19 protein-coding genes are annotated in these 21,819 nt (G+C 43.5%); 11 read left to right on the top strand and 8 right to left on the bottom strand.

Annotation, left to right across the window (positions count from 1 at the left end; genetic code table 11):
• Positions 1–703, bottom strand: a 703-nt coding sequence (locus FWE23_09070) for a flagellin (GenBank protein ID MCL2845582.1), incomplete at its 3' end; no start/stop codon positions are given.
• 219 nt (positions 704–922) lie between these two features.
• Between FWE23_09070 and FWE23_09065 the strand changes: the two genes are divergently transcribed.
• From FWE23_09065 to FWE23_09025, 9 genes are all read left to right on the top strand, one after another.
• Positions 923–2,881: a DUF4388 domain-containing protein gene (locus FWE23_09065; protein ID MCL2845581.1), complete on the top strand. Its 1,959-nt coding sequence runs from the start codon at positions 923–925 to the stop codon at positions 2,879–2,881.
• A gap of 16 nt (positions 2,882–2,897) precedes the next feature.
• On the top strand, positions 2,898–3,299 hold the full coding sequence (locus tag FWE23_09060; protein MCL2845580.1) for a PilZ domain-containing protein: 402 nt from the start codon (positions 2,898–2,900) through the stop codon (positions 3,297–3,299).
• Between the two features lie 43 nt (positions 3,300–3,342).
• Entirely contained in the window at positions 3,343–3,744 is a 402-nt protein-coding gene (locus FWE23_09055) for a hypothetical protein (GenBank protein ID MCL2845579.1), read from the top strand.
• Positions 3,745–3,762: 18 nt separating this feature from the next.
• Positions 3,763–5,280: a 2,3-bisphosphoglycerate-independent phosphoglycerate mutase gene (gene gpmI / locus FWE23_09050; GenBank protein MCL2845578.1), complete on the top strand. Its 1,518-nt coding sequence runs from the start codon at positions 3,763–3,765 to the stop codon at positions 5,278–5,280.
• 1 nt (position 5,281) lies between these two features.
• Entirely contained in the window at positions 5,282–5,884 is a 603-nt protein-coding gene (locus FWE23_09045) for a hypothetical protein (protein ID MCL2845577.1), read from the top strand.
• Complete coding sequence (locus FWE23_09040) at positions 5,885–6,721, top strand: S1-like domain-containing RNA-binding protein (GenBank protein MCL2845576.1); 837 nt, start codon at positions 5,885–5,887, stop codon at positions 6,719–6,721.
• The gene (locus FWE23_09035) at positions 6,722–7,342 is read left to right on the top strand and encodes a trimeric intracellular cation channel family protein (protein MCL2845575.1); all 621 of its coding nucleotides are present in this window, start codon (positions 6,722–6,724) and stop codon (positions 7,340–7,342) included.
• A 2-nt stretch (positions 7,343–7,344) separates the two neighbouring features.
• A complete protein-coding gene (locus FWE23_09030; GenBank protein MCL2845574.1) occupies positions 7,345–8,331 on the top strand; it encodes an FAD:protein FMN transferase in 987 nt (328 codons plus the stop codon).
• Positions 8,332–8,429: 98 nt separating this feature from the next.
• Entirely contained in the window at positions 8,430–11,120 is a 2,691-nt protein-coding gene (locus FWE23_09025; protein MCL2845573.1) for an InlB B-repeat-containing protein, read from the top strand.
• Positions 11,121–11,174: 54 nt separating this feature from the next.
• Here FWE23_09025 and FWE23_09020 read toward each other — a convergent pair whose 3' ends face one another.
• From FWE23_09020 to FWE23_08990, 7 genes are all read right to left on the bottom strand, one after another.
• Positions 11,175–12,083, bottom strand: coding sequence for an RluA family pseudouridine synthase (locus tag FWE23_09020; GenBank protein MCL2845572.1), 909 nt, complete (start codon positions 12,081–12,083; stop codon positions 11,175–11,177).
• On the bottom strand, positions 12,083–14,563 hold the full coding sequence (locus FWE23_09015; protein ID MCL2845571.1) for a DUF3536 domain-containing protein: 2,481 nt from the start codon (positions 14,561–14,563) through the stop codon (positions 12,083–12,085). Before FWE23_09015 ends, FWE23_09020 begins: the two co-directional genes overlap by 1 nt.
• Entirely contained in the window at positions 14,550–14,795 is a 246-nt protein-coding gene (locus FWE23_09010; protein ID MCL2845570.1) for a hypothetical protein, read from the bottom strand. Before FWE23_09010 ends, FWE23_09015 begins: the two co-directional genes overlap by 14 nt.
• A gap of 10 nt (positions 14,796–14,805) precedes the next feature.
• Positions 14,806–16,221: a pyruvate kinase gene (pyk, locus tag FWE23_09005; protein MCL2845569.1), complete on the bottom strand. Its 1,416-nt coding sequence runs from the start codon at positions 16,219–16,221 to the stop codon at positions 14,806–14,808.
• A gap of 96 nt (positions 16,222–16,317) precedes the next feature.
• Positions 16,318–19,644 carry a hypothetical protein gene (locus FWE23_09000; protein ID MCL2845568.1) on the bottom strand — a complete coding sequence of 1,109 codons (3,327 nt, stop codon included), beginning with the start codon at positions 19,642–19,644 and terminating at the stop codon, positions 16,318–16,320.
• Positions 19,645–19,654: 10 nt separating this feature from the next.
• A complete protein-coding gene (locus tag FWE23_08995) occupies positions 19,655–20,620 on the bottom strand; it encodes a radical SAM protein (GenBank protein ID MCL2845567.1) in 966 nt (321 codons plus the stop codon).
• Between the two features lie 11 nt (positions 20,621–20,631).
• Positions 20,632–21,018, bottom strand: a complete 387-nt coding sequence (locus tag FWE23_08990; GenBank protein MCL2845566.1) for a hypothetical protein — start codon at positions 21,016–21,018, stop codon at positions 20,632–20,634.
• A 133-nt stretch (positions 21,019–21,151) separates the two neighbouring features.
• Here FWE23_08990 and FWE23_08985 point away from each other — a divergent pair, with 133 nt between their 5' ends.
• Positions 21,152–21,658: a chemotaxis protein CheW gene (locus FWE23_08985; GenBank protein ID MCL2845565.1), complete on the top strand. Its 507-nt coding sequence runs from the start codon at positions 21,152–21,154 to the stop codon at positions 21,656–21,658.
• Positions 21,659–21,673: 15 nt separating this feature from the next.
• A partial coding sequence (locus tag FWE23_08980) for an aspartate 1-decarboxylase (GenBank protein MCL2845564.1) occupies positions 21,674–21,819 on the top strand: 146 nt, incomplete at its 3' end.

The raw sequence follows: 21,819 nt of genomic DNA, 5'->3' as shown, positions 1-21,819 counted from the left end.
TTGCAAAGTCCACGTCTCTGATTTGGCTTTCCGCCGCTTGCTGGTTGGTAATAGACACAGTAAGGTTGTTGATTGTACTCTCCAAACGATTTACCAACGCACCAATTGATGAACGCGATTCGCTGAGATCTTCAATTAAGCCGTCTAATTCGTCAATCGCCGCTCGTGCAGAAGTTTGGTCTGTAACATTGCCTGTTACATCCTCAACACTTTCGTAAGTAATTTGAATTCTATCATCGTCTTCGTTATTTGCATCAACTTGCAAATGATCTTCAATGAAAGCGCTATCATCTGTCAAGAGCTTAATACCGTTGAAGTTCGTTACATTGACAATTCTTGTGATCTCGCTTGTCAATGCCTGAAACTCTGCGTCCATATAAGCGCGCTCGGTAGATGTATAGGTCGCGTTAGACGATTGAACAGCAAGTTCTCTTTGACGTTGCATAATAGCGTGAATTTCGTTCATCGCTCCTTCTGCAATGTTAAGAGCACTTATACCGTCGAGAGCATTTCTTTTTGCCATTGTTTGCCCTCTTACCTGTGTACGTAAACCTTCTGAAACTGCCAAACCTGCTGCGTCGTCGCTTGCTCTGTTAATTCTAAAGCCTGTTGACAATTTTTCAAGGTCTTTTCCTACTGCTCTGTTGTTTTGGAACAATGCACCTTGTGTGTGCATAGATGAGATGTTGTTGTTAATACGCATAATAAACCTCCATGTTTTTTGGTCGCCTTTTGTTGTTGTTGGGCGACCGGTTGTTATTTTTCCGTTGGCATCCTTGCCACTTATTAACGTTATCGACAAGTTAATAAAAATACTTTATACTTTTTGATAAAAAAAATAAAAAAAAGTGATTTTTGCCCTATACTCCCTGTACTATTACGTATTTTATATGTTATGTAAACGTTTTATAACAGGGGTTTTATGGCAATAAATATTTTAGCAACCTTAGTTTTTCTTTTTATGTTTACCGCTTCGGTAAGCGCTAAGATTGCGGTTTTGCACTCGCACGACTCCGACAACCAACTCGCGCAGAACCTTACCGTTCGTCTTAATACTTACGCACCGTCTCAAAGATTTTTTATAAACGACGCAGGAGCAATTCCGTATATTCAACAAACTTATCCGAACATTGAACTTTTTGTTATAGTGTCTGCGCGCGTTGCGTCGGATTATGCAGTAATTGTTCGCGAGGGCAGACAGCGCCTTGCTCCGCACGTCAGTATTTTGGGGCAAAATATTCCTAACGATAAACTTTCTGTTTTGTTGAGGCACGGAATTGTCGCAATTCCGAAGCTCGACCCTGTTTTGGCAGTGCGCGGGGTTTCGAGTGCATATAATATAAATATAAAAAGCGTTGGCTATCTTCATTGCGATGATACAAGAAATCTTGCTGAAAACGAAAGAGCGCATTTGCTGGCGGCGCAGATTTCTACGGCAAATCGCAGAATGCGCTGTCCCATTGCTGTGCGCGACTTTGAAAATACAATATACAGGTTTTACGAAAACGAGATTTCGGTAGTGCGACTTCTTAATTCTCAGATGTTTTTATCGTTTTTGCACGCAAATCCCAACATAATTGCCCTTGTAGAGAGATTGACGGCGGTTTTGCTTGTTGACAGTCGCGAATTTGTAAGAATGTTTCCGCACGCGCCTGTTGCCGTAATGGAGCCTAACGAGCAAATTACCGAACGGGTTGCGGCAATGATAATTATTGCCAAACTCAGAGAGACCGCCTCGCGACCGAGATTTTCGCATCCTATAACCATTCGTTCGTCAAGGGTTCTTCTTTTCGATAACGACCGTCGGACAGGCGAAAACATATCAGCCGAATTCGAAAACCGAATTCTGACGCAAATCGACAGAACTTGGCGACAAATTACAATGCCGAACCTAAGCGGCAACGATACTTGGGCTCTGATTTCGCAACTTGGCTCGCTTATCGACAAGAGCGCCGCGACAAACACTCCGCCGTCTGCGTTTGTAGTTGCAAAAAACGAGATAATCGCAGGAATTAACAGTGTGGTAGAAACCTTGATTTTCGGATATACCGCCTTGGCAATAATAGTTATTATGTTGATTTCCAATATTTCCAAGCTTTTTAAGAGAAAGAAATACAAGCGAAAAATTGCTATGCTTATACCGAGCGCGATAAGCAAAATTAAACTTGTCGGCAGTGAAGGACACAGCGTTTCGCTTAAATTTTTGCTTGAAAGCGAGGGATACCGCATAAAAAAAGCAGGTTCTAAGGGAAGTTTGAAGAAAAATTTGCGCAAAAATTTCCCGAATGTTCTTGTTGCGGATTGGGAATCGGCAGGAACAACCCTGCAATCTTGTTATTTGGAATTTACAAAGTCGCCGAAATTTAAGCAAATGGTAATTATCCTTGTAAATATTCCTATAAATAAGCAGACTCAAGTCAAAAAACTTTACGAGGGAACAAGCGTTCATTGCTACGAAGACGTATCGACTTTGGACGAAATTCTGGTGCATTTGCGCGGCGACAAGCATTTTTCGTCGTCTTCCGAAGGCTGTTATATGTCGGGAATTATAATGGAAGACAATTTAACGGCAATTTTGCAAATGATTGAGGGAAATATGCTAACAGGCTGTCTTGTTGTGGAAGAAGACAAACCGATTTCTGTAATATATTTCAGAGGTGGGCGAGTGGTTTATTCAGTCGATAAGTCGGGAGAAAGCGGTGTTAAGGCGATTTATAATGCACTCTCGTGTCGTCGCGGCGGTTTTTATTTCCATTTGAACCGAGCCGCGCAAAATGAAACTCTTAATTTGGGGACAATGGAAATTCTTATGGGTTGGGCAGACCAGCGCGACAGATTTACCGAAAAAGTTAAAGCGATTGACGGAAAAAGCAAGAAATAAAAAAAGGAGGTTGAAAATGAAGGGAGACGAAAGACGTTCGGAGCGCAAAGTTTTATGCTATTATCTCAGAGTAATAGACACAAAAACAGGAAAAGAATTGGGGCGCATAGCAGATATTACGCCGGAAGGGCTTATGCTTTTGAGCGATAAGCCGTTGCAACAAACAAAGCCTTACAGTATTCGCATACTTTTGGACAGAAAACTTTTTGACGCGGGCTTGGGTAATCTTGACGTTGATGTAAATGTTCGTTGGAGCAAGCCCGACGCTAATCCGTCCTTAACTCTTACAGGCTTGCTTTTTTTGGATTTGGACGAAAAAGGCAAACAAATAGTGAAAAATCTTGCGAAAAAAATATCGATGAAACAAGGTTTGGACTCGGAAGAGGAAGAAGTGGAATACGGTGCGGAGGAAGTATAAATTGATTTTGATGAAGAAAAAAACTGGAGGAGTATAAAAGTTTATGAAAAAAAATGTTATTATGATTGCGATTTTCGGCTTGCTTTTTATTGCCTGCGACCCGAAAATCGACGAGAGGGCGCCTCGCTTTGACCCTGAGGCGTGTCCTGTAAAATGTCCTGTCGGCAAAAACGCGGCGGGTGAAGTTGTAGGCAAATGCAGGACTTGTTCGGGAAGCGGAAAGTGTTCGTTTTGCGACGGAACGGGAGTAAGAGTTTCCAGTACCAAAAATTTCACGGGCGAGGGGCTTAATCTTGTTGATTACGAAACGCCTTGTCCTTTTTGTAATGCAACGGGAATATGTAGCCATTGCAACGGTGCAAAATTATGTAATATTTGCGGCGGAACACGTCGCGTAGAGCCCGGTTGGGAGGTTCTGTCGGGCGTTAGAGACACAACAAATTAAAAAGAGGAGTCAGTAATTATGGCAAGAAAGAAACCTTTGGTTTTGATTATTCGCGACGGTTGGGGAGTAGGAAAACACGACGATGGCGATATGGTTTGGACGGCAAACACCGAACACTCGAAATACTATGAAAAAACATCCCCCACAACAATACTCGACGCTTGCGGCGAGGCGGTAGGTTTACCTGCCGGAACTATGGGAAATTCGGAAGTCGGGCATATAAATATCGGCGCGGGGCGCGTGGTATATCAGTCGCTGACCAGAATAGATAAATCAATCCGCGACGGCGATTTTTTTGAAAACGAAATACTGCTTAAAGCGGTGAAACTCGCAAAAGAGAGAAACGTAAAAATTCACCTTATGGGACTTGTGCAGGAAGAAGGCGTTCACGCGGCTACACGTCATTGCCACGCGCTTTTGGAATTCTGCAAAAGAAACGATTTCGACAACGTGGTAGTTCACGCGTTCACCGACGGTCGCGACACGCCTCCCAAATCCGCGGCAACTCACCTCGCGTTTTTGGACGAAGGCTTTGCAAAAACAGGCATAGGAAAACTCGGCGTAATCGTCGGAAGATACTATGCTATGGACAGAGATAATCGTTGGGACAGAGTAAAACTTGCCTACGACGCGATAATGAAAGGCGAGGGAACTCCCGCAAAAACTTGGAGAGAAGCAATTGACGAATCTTACGAAAAAGGCGAATTCGACGAATTTGTAAAACCGTATATTCTAAACGACTACAAGGGCGCGGGCAAAGACGACGTTATTATTTTCTTTAATTTCAGAACGGACAGAACGCGCGAACTTACAAAAGCGATAGTCGAAAAAGACTTTAAGGAATTTGAAACGGTTCCGAATAATATTTGGCTTGCGGGAATGACGCACTATTACGATAACGGAAATTTCGAGGAAGTTTATCCTGAAATTAAAAACACAAACATTTTCGGCGAGGTTTTGGCTAACGCGGGACTTAAACAGTTGCGTTGCGCGGAGACAGAGAAATTCGCTCACGTGACTTTCTTCTTTAACGACCAAAATAACGACAAATTCCCTAACGAAGAGCATATATTGGTAAACAGCCCCAAAGTTGCGACCTACGATTTACAGCCAGAAATGAGCGCATTCCAAGTTCGCGACAAACTGATAGAGGCTATTGACAGCGATAAATACGACGTGATAATCTGCAATTTTGCAAACGGCGATATGGTTGGGCATACGGGTGTTCCCGAGGCAATTCGTAAAGCTTGCGAAACAGTGGACGCTTGCGTTTACGACGTTGTTAAGGCAGTGCAAAAGAAGGGCGGAATTGCAATTCTTACGGCAGACCACGGAAACGCAGACCAAATCTATCTGCCCGACGGTTCGCCGATGACGGCGCACTCAATGAACCCTGTGGCTCTTACAATTGTCGGCGGCGGAAATCTGCAACTCAGAAAGGGCGGAAATTTGTCCGACATCGCACCGACCTGCCTTGAACTTTTAGGCATAGAGCAACCCAAAGAAATGACGGGCAAGTCGTTGATTGAGCATTGATATGAGAACTAAATCAATTTTGTTTATTTTAGCCGCCGCGCTTTGCGCGGCGGCTGTTGCTGTACCTAAACTTGAGTTTACACTTAGAGACGGCGAGGTGGTCAGCGGCTATTTAATCTGCCAAGACAGAGTAAATATAACGCTAAAAAGCGGTCGCGAGAGAATATCCGTTAACATAAGAAATATAAAGTATTTCGGCGACGAAAACATTGCGGCGGGAAGCGGGCGCAGGCATTTTGTGCTTGACGACAGTTTGCTTTTGGCGAACAAGAATGAAGTTGCCTTTATTAACACTTCTCCCGATATTGCGCGAATACGTCTTCGGAAAGTTTCGGACGACGGAAAAGAAACGCTTTTCGGAGAAAAAACCGCGCAGTCGGGAGATACGGTTATCTTTTTTGTTCCCGACGGCAGATTTTACGAAGCGGTAGAATTTACTCGCAGTGAAGACGAAATATATTTTGGTATCGGCAGACCTTTTGAAAAAAGAAACCGTTGCAACTCTTTCTCGCGAGACGAAATAGAATTGCGCGGAGTTCCTGCTGACGGCAGAGTTCCGCAACTCAGAGGCGATATGCTGAACTTTAAAAGAGACGGTGATTAAATGGAAATCGGAAACTATAACGAACTTACGGTTGCGCGCATCCTCGAAAAAGGCGCGTATTTAGAAGACGACGAAGAGAACGAGGTGCTTTTTCCGGGGACTTATTTTCCCGAAAACATAAACATCGGCGATAAAATACGGGTATTTGTTTATTGCGATTCGCTCGATCGCCCCGTTGCTACGACCGAAACGCCTTTTGCAACGGTTAATCAATTCGCGGCGCTTAAAGTTAAAGATGTAAATAATATAGGCGCGTTTTTGGACTGGGGAATATTGAAAGATTTGTTTGTTCCGCACAGCCAAATGCTCGGCGCAATGCGAGTGGGGGAGACCGTTGTCGTGCGGATTTTGTTCGACGACAAATCCAACCGTCTGCTTGCAACGCCGCGGCTTCGCCCGTTTCTTAAAAAACCGAATGCCGCGAACTACGAAAACGGAAAAAAACTCGACTGCATTGTCTGCGAAATCAGAGATTACGGCGTATTTGTTATTGCCGAGGGCGACGTTTCCGCTATGATACAAATTTCGGAATTTCGCAAACTTCCCAAAGTCGGCGACAAATTTTCCGCTTTTGTGCGCGAATTAAGGCTTGACGGCAAATTAACGCTTACGCTTACGCCGGTCGGCATAGCAAGAGGAGAATTTCGCGACGCTATTTATGAAAAATTAGTTGCCGCAGGCGGTTTTTTGCCGTTTAACGACAATTCTTCGCCAAAAGAAATATTCGACAAGTTCGGGCTCAGCAAAAAAAGTTTCAAAAAACTTATCGGAAATCTTCTGAAACTCAAAAAAATAAGAATGGACGAAAAAGGTATTTACCAAAGCGAGCAAAAATAAATGGATATTTTCCTAAAAATTTTGGACATTATGGGAACAGCGGCGTTTGCCGTTTCGGGAGCGGTGCTTGGAGTTCGCCATAAATTAGATATGCTTGGCGTTGCGGTTTTGGCGATTGCCACGGGAACAGCGGGCGGCATAATCAGAGACGTCCTTATAGGAAAAACGCCGCCTGTCGCCTTTCAAAACGAAATGTATTTGCTTATTTGTATTCTTTGCGCGGCTATAGTCCTCTTAAAAACAGAGGGGATTGCCCGCCGCTCCGAAAAAAAATGGAGCGTCGTCCAAATTTTTGACGCGATAGGTCTTGGAATTTTTGCGGCAATCGGTGCGCAAAGAGCAATATCCGCGGATTTCGGCACGGTTGGAATTATTATGATGGGAATGATAACCGCTTGCGGCGGCGGTATGGTGCGCGACGTTTTGGTGCGCGATATTCCTTTTGTCCTTTGCCGAGAAGTTTATGCCACAGCCGCTATGGTAGGCGTAATTTTTATGCTTTTGGCTCGCGAATTCGGCTTTGGAGAACACGTCCAAGTAATGACCACGGTTATTATCGCAAGCGGAATGCGCTTCTGGGCAATGGCAAAAAACGTAAATTTACCTCAAAAAATCGGCTAAAAATGAAGCTTTTTGTTTTTATTATCGCGTTTTTTGTTTTATCTTGTTCGCAAGTTCCGCAAAAAAACGTTTGGTTTAATATGGACACGATAATAGAAATCACGCTTTTTGCAAATCCGAACGCCAAAATTTCCACCGCCGAGATGTTTGACAAAATTCAGAATTTTCTGCAAAATTGGGATGAACGATTTTCCCCGTCCGCAGAAAACAGCGAAATTCTCAAAATAAATAACCGAGAAACCGATACGGTAAATATCAGCGACGATTTATACGAAATGCTTAAAATATCCATTCTCTATTCGCAAAAAACAGACGGACTTTTCGACATTACCGTAAAACCGCTAAAGGATTTTTGGAACATTGCAGGCGACGGCGATTTTTTGCCCGACCCCGAAGACCCGTTAATTGCAGATACTCTCGCAAAAATTTTGCAAAGAGTAGATTATCGAAATATTTCGCTTTTAGATAATCCCAAACGAGCGGTTTTGGCAAACACAAAAACGCAGATTGACTTAGGCGCGATTGCCAAGGGTTTTGCGATAGGCAGATTGGCGGACATTCTCAAGAATTACGGTTTTTCTAATTTCATAATAAATATCGGCGGCGATATTTTTGTATCGGGAAATAAAGAGCGAGGCAAGCCGATAGTAGTAGGAGTTCGCCATCCGCGCCAAAGAAGCGATTTATTGAAAATATTCAGCGTTGGCGGCGAAAACAGGCAATCGGCGGCAATATTTACAAGCGGCGACTACGAGCGGTATCGCGTAGCGCCGTCGGGTGCAAGAGTGCATCATATTTTTGACCCGCAAACGGGCTTTCCCGCAACTGCAAATGTTTCTCTTACAATAATAGGGGATTGCCCTGTCATTGCAGATATACTTTCAACCGCGTTTTTTTCGCTTTCGGCAGATGAAATTCGCAAAAGAATAAAAGATTTCGATGGTTATGGATTTATTCTGGTGGATAAAAACGGAGAGGTGGAAGAATAGGGTGGTATTTCCACAAATTTCACCAAGAAAAAAAACAAGCAAAAACAAAAATCTTGCTTTATATTTACCAAAAAGATCTTAAAAAAATGGGTAAAAAAATGAAAAAACAAAAACCAATTCTCCACAAACACATCAAAGGGCTTCTCGCCGCTTTTTTGTTAATCGCAAACGCATTCGGAACAAACGAGAGCGAGCACTTTTCGGGCGGCGGCTTGCAATCCAATCCGTTTAGAATCACAACGGCGCAGGAACTTGCGCAGTTTGCCGCGCTTATTAATTCAAACACCCAGCCTTACAGCAGAGTGAACACGCATTTCCGGCTCGAAAGTCCCAACGACACTATCGATTTGAGCGGTATCGAAAATTGGACGCCAATCGGAAGAATGGACGGAACAGCCATTAGTGATTTCAGGGGAAATTTTGACGGAAACGGAAACGTAATTGTCGGCTTAACAATAAACAGACCCGACCAAGATAACCTGGGACTGTTTGGGACTATAACCGTAGAATCCGGATTCATAAGAAATTTCGGTATTGTCGGCGCAAACATTGTCGGCAGAGACAGGGTTGGCGGAGTGGCGTCAGGCGTTAGTTTAAGCGGCAGAGTAAGTAATGTTTTTGTTTCGGGTTCCATTAGAGGCAGAAATTATGTAGGCGGCATAGCGGGAAGTATGGGCACAGGCGGGCGCATAGTATCTAGTTTTTCCACAGCCGAAGTCAGCGGAGAAGACGCAGTCGGCGGACTGGTGGGATATATGTTCTTTGCAGGCGGCGCGCCCCCAAGTATCTTAAACAGCGCCGCGCTAAATCCAAGCGTAAGAGGCACAGGCGACAATATAGGGCGCGTGGTAGGGCGAATACTCGAAAGAGCAACCCTCACAAGTAATGTCGCATTTTTGAATATGCTTGGAAATTTTGGAAACACGGATTTTGCCTTAAATCAAAAAAACGGCGCGTCTTTCTCGGCGCAAGCAATAAATGCTGACGGCTCTATAGACGGGCGGTTTAACAACAATAATGGTTGGATTTGGGCAAACGGCTCTTTACCCGGATTAGTGGTGCGTGCTGTCGGAGGAGCGGAAAGAGGCGCGCCGCAAGCAATGCCGCCGCATTTAATACCTCAGTCGGGAACCGTAAGCAACAGCAATCTGCTTTTGCCGCCGCCCCTTGCGGGAATGTCGCCGATTCCGCAAATATTTGACCCCAACGGACAACAATGGGTAGCCCAAATAACGTGGTATCCCGCTATTGTCGCAGGCGGGATTTTTGAGGCGAATACGGAATACACGGCAACTATTTCCATAAACCCGACATACGGACGAACTCTAAGCGGCGTTGCAGAGAACTTTTTCAGAATAAACGGACTTGAGCCAAGAGTTCAAAATAAAGCCGACGAAGGAGTGTTCAGCCATACTTTCCCAAAAACGGGCGAGGCGTTTGTGCGCCTTAATATGCTGTCGCAAGGTCAAAGCGGCGAAAACTGGACATTTTCGGACGACATACTTACCGTAAGCGGCAATGTAAGCGCTCCAATTACAAGCAGCGGCATAGAAACCCATCGCAGAATAGCGGTAAACGGCGAATCGAGCATTACGATTTACAACTTAAACATAAAAGTCCTTTGCACCTTCGACGGTTGCCAGCCGATTTGGCTGAACGAAGTAGGGACGACTCTTAATTTAACGCTTGCGGAAGGCGGTGTAAGTTATCTTTCGGGAGCGTCGTCTTCGTCGGGCATAGTCGTCAGGTCAAACAGAGAACTCATAATTGACGGAACGGGAACTTTGCATACTTTCGGAACCGGCAACCGAGCAGGCATTGAAAATCATGGAAAAACCACAATAAAAGGCGGCGTTATATACGCTACCGGCGGTGAACGGGGCACAAGCGTCGGCGGAAGATCAGGCGTAATAATGAGTAGCGACAGAACTACAATTATTTCGGGCAACGCGCAAGTAATCGCGACAGCGGGAGGAAACAGCGCGGCTCTCGGCGGCGGCGAAGACGGTTCTTTTAATAGTCCCGCGCCAAGCGGAAAAATAATAATCGAAGATAACGCAAAAGTAATACTCCGCAGAAGCGCAAACAGCACCAACGAAGCCCGCAGATGGATAGGCGCAGGACTCGGAGCCAACGGCAATCCGGGCGCAGAAATTCCGCCGACAATCGCCCCGACCGCAAGCGTTGTAGCCGTAGGCGCAAAAGTTAATTTCAACCCCAACGGCGGCACCCTTAGCGGCACAAGTCCGCAGATAATTTCAACCGAAAATCACGGCGCCGCGCTTCAGCCCGACCCAACCCGCCCCGCCCACAAATTCGACGGCTGGTTCACATCTCCCACCAACGGCGACCGCGTAGAATTGCGACACATACATAACCACGCAACCCTCTACGCCCAATGGACTCCCAACGGCGCAACCAACATCCGCCCGAATACTCCCCACAACGACAAATTCGGCATTTTGTTGGAGAACGCAATTGTCTCGGATGTGGCAAGAATTTCTGTGATACCCCCCGAGCAGGCAACGGTGAATTTGGTAATATTGGATAATTTAGGCAATGTTGTGTTTTCGGCGGACGATGTAAGGGCAGACCCGCGTGTCTGCCCAAATATTAACGCCGCCCAAAACGGGCAGACACAGGGGTCTGCCCCTACGCCAATCGTCTGGAATTTAACCAACCAATCCGGACGTTTCGTCGCCAATGGGACGTATTTGGTACTTGTCGAGGCAACAGGCATCAGCGGAAAGGTGTACAGATATTCGACAAGAATTGGAGTAAACAGATAAAAACTATTCCGGTAGTTTTCTTGCGAAGACAAGGCAATGCGCCTTGTCTTTTTTTTATAATCCCGAAAATCCCGAAAACTCTTCAGGAACAGCCGCCTCGAACGAATAGCGTTTTTTATCTAAACTAAACGAAATTTTATGCGAATGCAACATTAAACGGTTTATCTTTTTTCCGAGTTTTTTTTCTGTTTCTTTATCCGAAATTTCATCACCGTATTTTTTGTCGCCTAAAATGCAGTGGCTTATATGTGCCAACTGCGTGCGGATTTGGTGCATTCGTCCTGTTTCTATTTCAACGCTTACAAGCGACAAACTATCACTTTCTTTCAGCACTTTGAAACGCGAAACGCTCTCTTGTCCGCCGTTTTCGACTACGTTCATTTTTTGACCGTGTTTTTCGAGGTTAAACTCAATTTTCCCCGTTTTTTTCTCGAAAATGTTATGACAGAGCGCCAAATATTCTTTTTTGAGTAGGGGAGTGTTCCAAATATCTTGAATTTTCCGCAGAATTTCCACATTTTTGGCAATCAAAACAAGTCCGGAAGTGTCCGCGTCAATTCTGTGCGCCAAATGGGGAACGAATTTTTTGTCGGCGTAATTTTGTACGATTTCTATAAGAGAAGCGCCCGTCGAAATTCCTTTGCCGGGTTGAGTAGCAACTCCTACGGGTTTGTCGCAAACGAGCAATTGCGGGTCTTCGTAAATTATTTTAAGATTGTTTTTGCATTCGGCTTCCTGTTTTTCGGCGAATTTTTTACGCAATTCACTCTCGTCGGCAAGGATTTGTATTTCGCCTGCAAGCGCAACGCGGTCATTCTCTTTTAGTTTTTTGCCGTCAAAGCGAATTTTTCCGTCTCGAAACAAGCGAAAAACCTCGCCAAGCGGACAGAAAGACAATTTTTTACGAACAATCCTGTCAATCCGCTTGCCGACATCTTCGTCGTCTATGTTGAGAATAATCATTATATCGCTGTTTTTTCGATACTGAACCCGAATTTTTTTGCGAGTTTGTTGATTAAAACTATCGTTTTCCTTTCATTGCCTATCATTGGTTTTCCGCTAACATTCCAACGCGGATAAATGTCGTTTTTTACCTGTTTGTAAAGCAAATAAAAACGGTCTTGCACCTGATGGAAATGCAAGGGTATCGACAATCTTTCAACAAGTTCGAGTTTTACAATTATTCTTTCCGCAAGTTTTTCGTTGGTAAGGTCTTTGTTTAGTTCTTTCAAATCTTTGTTTATCGCCAAACGAATTTTTTCCGCCGCTGTTGATTTGTCTATTGAAAAGGAAAAGCGGGCGGATTTTCCGTTTATTTCCGCAAGTTTTTCAATAATATTTGCATTTGTACCGTCTGCCGCCAAAAACTCGTCTATTGCTACGTCCCATTCTTTGTTTGTGTAGAAATTTACCGTTGCGGCAAGTTCCGTCGGAAGTCCGCCGTTTATATCGGATATTGCGTTCAAAAGATTATCTTGTTTGTCTATCCACGACAAAAAGTTGCGGTAAGTATCGTCTGCAAAATCATTTACAAATTTTTCGACGGCGTGTTCTTTGAATGACGCAACCGTGTCGCCGAGCGAGAAATTCAGTAGATTGCCTGTTTTCATAAGTTTTGCGAAATCAGCGTCGTTTTTCGGCAATTTATTATGGTTTTCGTCGAACACAACTCCCTCGATTTGATTTTCGTTTTTGTAAAGTGCAAGTACCAAGGATTTTTGTTCAAGCGAAATTTTATGCTGTACATCGGCAAAATAGACGCGCCAAGTTTTTTTGTCGTAATTGCAATCTTCTTCTTTTATCGTCAGTTTTGCGGAATACGAATAATTTTCATTTGAAAAATGGTTGTGCGACGTTTGGTATAAATAATTATCCACAGCCATAGAAAACGCTACGCGCTCAATATGATTTATCATAGGAAACGCTTCTTTTTCTATGATTGTTTGTCCGTCAATGCCAGGGTAATTACTTTTTGCTTCTTGTAAAATTCTTACAAAATTACGCAGAACAATGTTCATTTTTTCGTTGGGATACATCAACTGCCACGCCCTGAGAGCATAACGCATATTTTGCTCGGGCTCAATTCCCGAAATATCGTTAAAAAACCACGCGCAGGAAGTAAATGCAAAAAGCATAAATTTTTGCGCTTCCAAAAGCATAATTATTCTTTTTATTTGCTCGCTTGTTAATTTTACGCCTTTTTTCGCCGATTTTTGCAAGAATTTATCAAGCCCGCTTCTGTCGTCAATAAATTGTTCGTAAGCGTCTCTGATTTCGGCGGGGTTTTTAAAGAATTCGTTCATTTCACGCTGATACCCAAAGTCAATTTCGGTTTGCAGAACTTTTAATGCTCTGCGCAACGGTTCGCGCCATTTTTGGTTCCAACCCGGCAAGCCGCCTGTGTTGCAACCGCAGTCTCTTATCCAACGCCCTGTTCCGTGCGCGCAACTCCAAGCGGTTCCTTCACCCCAAGCATTTTTTACGCGGACTTCTCGTTTTGGCGGATTGTTTGCCAAATAAGTTGCGTAATTTACAACTTTTATACCCGATTGCGCCGCGCGATTTCTGAAAAAATACGCAAGACACATATCGCCGTTTTTTTTGTGGTGTCCGAATGTTTCGCCGTCCGTCGCCAGATTTACGAGTTGATTTTCGTTCCAGTTTTGGTCGAAGCGGCAGTTTATTTCGTCAGTTAAGTGGTCGGCGCTCTGAAGCATATCGCCAAAGCCCAATTCACGCGAAAACACATCGTCGAAAAAGAAAACATCAACGTATTTTCCGCTTCTTTCTCCGCGCTGATTTTCTACGAAGCAACGGTAAGGTAAGCGTGTGTCAATTCTTTGATTATCCGTATATATCCAATCGTGGCTGTTGCCGCCTATTGTGCGAAAACTGTCCGCCTGAGTGGGCGCCAATATAACAAATTTTATATTTTCGTCTGCTAAGCATTCGACCGTTTCCATATTTATTGCTGTTTCGGCAAGCCACATTCCTTCCGGATTGCGATTAAAATGTCTTTTGAAAAACGATTTTGCCCAACGTATCTGCGTAAGTTGGTCTTTTTTGAGGGCGAGCGGCATAATTATATGATTATAAACCTGCGCAATCGCGCTTCCGTGTCCGTTGTTTTCTTCGCAACTGCGCTTATCTGCTTCAACGACCCTCCTGTAAACAGTGGGGTGTTTTTTGGCTATCCAGCGAAAAAGCGTGGGACCAAAATTAAAGTTCATATAGCTGAAGTTGTTGTTTACCGCGACAATTTCGCCGTTGCCGTTAAGTATTCGCGAGAAAGAATTTGGGCGGTAGCATTCGTCGTAAATTCTGTCGTTCCAGTCGTGAAAAGGCGCCGCGCTCGGCTGTTTTTCGATTTCGTCTTCCCAAGGATCTTCCCTTGGCGGTTGGTAAAAATGCCCGTGGATTACACAGTATTTATTCCCAGTCATATATTCTCCCATCGGGGTAAGTTATTTTTTTACCCGAAAGTTGTCCTTGAAGCAAATTTTTGCCTTCAAGGACTATTTCGTCTCGGTTTTCGCTAACCTGATTGAAGTACTTTTCGATTTCGTTGCCGATTCGCGTATAGCATTTATCGCCTATGACCCTATATCCGATTTGAACCTCAATGGTTGTTTCTTCGTCGTCAATCAAAACGTTGCGTATCCAACGGATAGACATACAAGTTTCCTCACACTCTTTGTATTTTAATCGTGTTTGTGTTTCCCGAAATTCCTACAGGTGTGCCTGCCACTATTACTACGAGGTCGCCTTCTTTTACCATACCTGTTTTGAGCGCGCATTCGGTTGCGTGAGCAATGAGCTCGTCGCTACTGGTTTTTTCTTCGGCAAAAGTCGGTATAACTCCCCAGTTAAGCGCCATTCTGAAATATGTTCTTTGCGAAGTGGTAGCGCTTATAATAGGCGCAATAGGTCTGAAGCGGCTGATTTTTTGCGCCGCCGTTCCCGAAAACGTCAAAGTTATTATCGCTTGTGCATTCAAGTTAAATGCGGCATTAACCGCTGAGTGCGATATGGCGTTGTCTATGGTTTTGATTTCAACTTCAAAATTTAAAAATCTTTTCTTGTAGTTTACATTCTTTTCGGTCTCTTCGATTATTTTCGCCATCGTTCTTACCGCTTCTACGGGATATTTGCCCGCCGCTGTTTCGCCGCTGAGCATTGTAGCAGAAGTGCCGTCGTAAATAGCGTTTGCAACGTCGCTTATTTCGGCTCTGGTCGGACGCGGATTGTTTATCATAGTTTCAAGCATTTGCGTTGCAGTTATCACAACTTTGCCTGCTCTGTAGCAGTTCTTAATAAGATGTTTTTGAATGCTCGGCAATTTTTCAAAGTCGATTTCAACGCCCATATCGCCGCGCGCCACCATTATTCCGTCGCTTAATTCTATGATTGAATCCATATTGTCCACGCCGCTTTGGTTTTCAATTTTGCTTATAAGAGCAGTATCCGAGCCGTTTATGGTTTTAAGGTATTCGCGCACTGCTTCAACATCTTCTTTGCAACGAACAAAACTCAACGCTATCCATTCTACGCCTTGCTCAATTCCGAAAGCAATGTCTTTTTTGTCGATGTCGGACATATATTCCATATCAATATGAATGCCGGGGAAATTAAGCGATTTTCTGTTGGACAAAACTCCGCCTGCAATCACGGACATAACAACATCTTTGCCTTCTATGCTTTCTACGCGAAATTCGATGTTTCCGTCGTCCGCCAAAACCGTGTCGCCTACTTTGAGATGTTTATACAACTCAGGATAAGATATGGATATGCGCGCATTGTCGCCTTCTACTTCTTCGTGCGTTAACGTGAATTTTGCGCCTCTTTCGAGGAATTCTTTTCCGTTTTTGAATGTTTTTATTCTGAATTCTGGTCCTTTGGTGTCGAGTAATATCGCAACGGGAATTCCTAACTCTTCACGAACTTGTTTTACCATCGCGACTCTTCCCGCTTGTTCTTCGTATGAGCCGTGCGACATATTTAGACGAGCAACGTTCATACCCGCCTTTACCATATCTCTCAAAACTTCGATATTAGTTGAAGGTCCGAGTGTACATATAATTTTTGTTTTTTTAGGTAGCATAAATCCTCCTTGAATTTTGCAGGAAAATAATTAAGGGACACAGCCTTTGTCAAGGGGTTTTCTAAAAAAGCGGATTTTGTAAATTTATCTCACAATTTATCGCAAAATCGCAGGAGTAAATCGACTGCTTTTGGGGCGCGCATCTGTTATCATATTGTTAAATTCAAAGCCGAGCGTAAACGAAACTCTTCCGCCGCCGACGGGTGCGCTACGATTAAATCCGTAATCGTATCTGAGCGACATCGCAAGCGGGAAAGTGTTGAATGTGATTGTCGAAAGACGTAGTTCGGGACCTGCGTAAAGCAGCGCGTCGTCGATGGTTTTGTTGCGTAATGCGCTAAGGCTGTTTGCGGGCAATGCTCCGCCGAAATTAACCGCTCCGTAAAGTTTGTCGAAATAGAATATCCACCATTTTCTTCCGATGCCTCTTGGAGAAGTCAGCGGAAAGCGGTAGGCGGAATGCAATTCCAAGAGCACTTTGCCGCTTGCTGTAAGGGAATCTTCGCTTGTCATAACTGTTCTTCTTTGTCCGTCCGAACCCACTATAACGTGCTCAGCGCTATCTGCGCGATAAGAAAAGGAGTAGCCGGGAACGGTTGTCGCAGGAAAAAAGAAATCGGGTAAATCTCTTTCTCTTCTTATAGTTCTTTGTGTTTCGCGCACCATAGTTGCGTTTAAGTTAAGGGAGAAATCCACTCTTTCGTGTATCAATCTTGACGGACTGCCCCAAAACAGCGAAAAGCGGTAAGCGTTAAAGTTGTAAGGGTGGTTGTTTTCTACTATTTTTCCGTCTTCGATTTTTATAACTTCTTCTTCATCGGCGTATTGCCCGCGATTAAAATCCCACTGGAACTGCGCGTTAAATCCTCTCGGGGAAATTGCTTGCGAAGAAGTGTAGCGAGGTGTGTTTCCGTAAGAAATCCAAGTACCTAAGCGAGAAAGTTTTGCCGGACTAAAGAATAAATAAAGCATATTTCGGTCGCCCTCGTTTTCGTCAATTCGCACATTTTGGCGAAAATTCAAGTGGCTTGCAAATGTGCCGAGGGTCAAGCGGTTTGTCGGAAAACGCGTCAAAATTGACTTGCTTGCCGCAAGTTCAACCTGCATCGGTTGAACGCTTACTTGGTTGGTCACAAGTGTATCGAAGCCGAAGTAATTATGAATAAAATCGGTTTCTAACGGCAAATTTCGCCTGAAAAACGAAAATGAAAGGTCTATCGGGAATTTTTGAGTATCGTAAAAGAAACCCCATTGATAAGCGACCATTAAGTTGCGCGATATATTTATAAACGGCGCGGAAATCTGCCTGAAAAAATTGTCGGTCAAATAGAAAAATGTGAGCGAATTTCCTTTTCCGCTCCAAAAAAGCGGGTCGTTAAACATTGCCATAATGCCGTATTGCGTGTGATTTATTCCTCTGTTAATATTGTTGCGGTCGGTTATAACTTCTTCCGCCAAAATAGTCGGAACTACAAGCCACTTACGCGGAAAATACGAGTAATTACGGCTTTTTCCCGAAATAAATTCGCCGCCGATAAAAAGCGGTTCCCGCTCGTTCAAAATAAGCGGCAATCTTTCTTCGGGCGGAGAAATTTCCGTTTTGAAAATCTTAAAACCGTCAGAGGTATATGACGCAAACACTAATTGAGTTTCGTCCGAATTCACATCGGGAGTAAAAGCGCCGCTTATAACATTTGTCAGTTGCTCTGTTTCGTCGCCGATTTTGCGGAAAATATTAAATATTCCCGTTCTGTCGCTTGCAAAATACAGCGTTTTGCCGTCGCGCGAAAATCTTGGGTCGCGGTCGTCGCTCGTGTTGTCCGAAATAGTGCGGAAAGTGTTTGTGGGTATATTGAATATTCCGATTTTGCGAAAATCTCTGTCAATATAGCTCATAGCGATGTTTTCGCCGTCCGGAGACCAATCTAAAGAAAAAATTGTTCTGATAGCCGAAAATTCGTCGTTTCTCGGTGGATAAACTTCCTCAAAATTACTGCCGTCGGCATCGCCGATAATTAAAAAATGTCTGTCATTCACGTGTGCAACCGCCGCTATTCTTTGTCCGCAAGGCGAAAACGCAGGATTAAGGATATTTTGCGCAAAAGTAAGTTGCTCACTGCTTCGTATGCTTTGCCTCATTGCCCGTCTTGTAGTGTCGGCGGGGAGCGAAGTTCTGTGCAAATCAAAAGCAAATCCGCCGCCTCGATTATGAGGAAGGCGCGAGCGCAAACTTGCCGCGCTCATAAAAAGAACATTGTCAGCTCGGTCGAGAGAAAATACGTTGTTTACGTGCGGTGCAACAAGACGGATAGGATTTGCCGAAGTGTCGGTATTTACTATAATCGCTCCCGTTGCAGTGTTTATTATAGTGTCTGTTGTTGCGACACTTAAATCGTATTTGTAGAGCATTTTAAAGAAACTCTCACTCAATCCGTTTGAAAGGAAAAATATTTTAGTGTCGTCCCTTGAAAACCTCGGACGGAAATTGTCGAAACCTATGGGGGATAGTTTTCGTGCCTTCGTAATTTCGCCGAGTTCTGCTACTTGTGCAGTGTATTTTTGTCTCAGATGCAGTTTCCAGTCTTCAAATAATTGTCTGCCCGAAATCCCCAAAACCGCTCGTATGGAATTATCAAAAACAAGCCGTCCAAAGCGTGAAGCTTCTCTTAGAATTGCCGCGATTTTATCTTCGCCGTAAGTTTCGGCAATATACATTACAAGCGAAAAACCGTGATTGTAAACCATTTCAAAATCGTCGCCTCTGCCTGTGAAAACCGACATTCTATCCCACGAAAGAAGCGAATCGCTGAGCGAGAGTGTTCGCAAAATCATATCCCTGTGGGTGTCCCATCTTTCGCCGTCTAAATACGGGTCTTCAAAATGCGCTCTGTAGCTGTCGTATTGTGCAATCCCTTCAAAAAACCACGGCGGAAGAACTTCCGATGGGAAAATCGTCATAATTTCGGCGGTGTTTTTTTCGTTTGGGTGCGAAAATTTTCCAAATTGAAAATACGGCATCCAGTGCGGCATTTTGAACGAATTAGCAATGGAAACCACGTGTGAATATTCGTGTATGACCAAATTTTCGAGCCAGTTTGAAGTGCCGCGCATATTCCAGTCCAACTCGTTTACGTAAATTCCGATAGTGTTTTGGATAGCAAGCGCCCAACCGCCGCTGAAAGCAGAGTTTGCAACTAAGACATTGGTTTTTGTCGGAAGCGTAATCGCATATCTATCGCGAAATCTTTGATGTATTCTTTCGAGAATTGTTGCAATTTCGGCGGCGGGTCTGTCTAAGTTCTCTTCGTAATGTATAATGAAATTTTGTGTTTCAAAGGTTCTATGGCGTTGAATTGCGCGGCTTTCCCGAGCAAACGCGCAAACACAGCAAAAAATCAAAATAAATAAAATTCTTTTTACCATAAAATCTCTTTCAAAACGGTAATTTTCTTCTGAAAATAAGATATTTCCAATACGAATATTTCAATTTCGACAAAATTGAGGAAAAAAAGAATGAATTTACAGAATATTGATAAGACGCATCCATATAGCAATTTATGTGGCAATTCTCGCAAATTTCAAATTTTCCCTGCAATTTTCTAAACTCGGCGACCTTATCGCTTTTAAGAATTTCTTGTAAATTTCCGTCGATTTTGAGTTTAGTTTTTACTCTGTGAAAGCAGGGGAGTGCAAGTGTGTCGTCAGGCAAAATAACGATAGTGCTGTCTGTCGCTTTGCAAGTAGGGCTTTGCGGATTGTTTCCGCCTTTTTCACGAAGCTTCAGATGAGCCGAATTCAGATAAACGCCCGCTTTTTTCGCAAATTTTTTTGCTTTAATTTGTGTTTGCGCCGAGAGTAAGTTTTTGCCGTCGGTCGAGAAAACAGGGTCTAAAATCAGCATTAGTTTGCGCGAGTGTGCGATTTCATAAACTTCTTCAAAACAGTCGATGTTTTCATCGGTATATGTAAAAAGCAGGTCGGGGACAAGGTTGTTTTTTAACGCGACATCTATCGCTTTTATCATTGTATCGAAAGATTTTACGCCGCGTATTTTGTCGTGTGTTTCTTTGTTTCCGCCTATGCTGAAATGCAGTAAATCAACTTTTCCTTTTAATTGCGGCGCGAATTTTTCAAACAAAACGGCGTTTGTGGTTATGCTTGTAATAAATTTTTTCTTTTTGGCAAAATCAAGAAATTTCGGCAAATCGGGATTAAGAAGCGGCTCACCTCCCGTGAAATCGACAAACTTTGCTCCAAGTTGTCTTGCGGCGCTGAGGTTGCGTTCAACATCATAATATTTTGCGCTACCTGCTCCCTTTTGTTTCCATATATCACAAAATTCGCATTTGGCGTTGCAATTATCGGTAATGTAATAATGAAGAAGTATCGGCTTTTTCATAAATCCGTAATTTATTTGGAATGAAGCATAGCTGTAAGCGCGTCGGCGATTGCTTTTGCCGCTTTGTCCGAAATACCTCTTTCACGTCTTTGCTGTTTTTGCTTTGCCAAAGCGCGCATTTCCGCTAAAAGTCGCAATCTTGCGGGGGTAATGGATTTTCCGGACGTGTTTGTCGCGGTGGTTTTTACTGCGATGTTGCTTCTTGCGCTCAAAGTTTTACTTTTTGTCGCAGTTGCGTCTTTACCTGCAGAAACTTTGTTTGAGCTTGTTTCTTTGTCGCTTGTATCTGCCGAACGCCCTGCATTAGTCGCGTAAAGAAGCGATTTTAACTTCGGTTTTTTCACGCTTCTGACAAATCCGTTTGGCGTCAAATATTGTGGATGTTTGAAGTTATTCATACAAATTATCCCTTTTTTTTGTTTTTTATCACTATTTCTTTGTGAAATATATTATATTTATCGGATATGTAGGTGAAAACTAAACATTTTTAAGATAATTAACAAACATTGCTCTTTTAGGGAGGGGTAAATTATGGCGGGAGCGGCAAATGCGAGTATAGGACTGTCAGGTGCAAACGACAATACAATGCAAGACAAGTACCTTACGTTTCTTTTGAATGAAGAGAGTTATGCTATTCCTATTCAGTATATTCTGGAAATAGTAGGGATACAAAAAATTACAATCGTTCCCGATATGGTTAATTATATTAAGGGCGTTATAAACCTCCGAGGGCAAGTTATTCCTGTGGTGGATGTTCGTCTTCGTTTCGGAATGACTGACAAAGAATATGACGAAAGAACTTGTATAATGATAACCAAAATCGGCGAAGTTTCTATCGGTCTTATTGTTGATATGGTCGAAGAAGTTCGCGATATTGCACCGGAAAAAATCGGCGAGTCTCCAAAAATATCGACTGCGCAATCGGCTGAATTTATTCAGGGTATTGCAAGGATTAGCGATGAAGTTGTTATTGTTCTCGACGTAAGCAAACTTCTTTACGCCAACGACTTGGCGGCAGTTGCAGACGCGGCAAAATAAAGCGGGGCGGACAAATTGCGTTGGTTTCTGCGTTCAAAAATTCATAAAGCAACCGTTACGGAAGCAAATTTAGAGTATATCGGCAGTATTACCATAGATAAAAATCTTATGGATGCTGTCGGTATTTTGCCTTTTGAAAAAGTTCAGGTAGTCAGCAATAC

This window comes from Chitinivibrionia bacterium (assembly GCA_009779925.1).
In the GTDB taxonomy this organism is placed as follows: domain Bacteria; phylum Fibrobacterota; class Chitinivibrionia; order Chitinivibrionales; family Chitinivibrionaceae; genus WRFX01.
The sequence above is the reverse complement of the archived record's forward strand: the minus strand, read 5'-3'. Positions and strand labels throughout refer to the sequence as shown.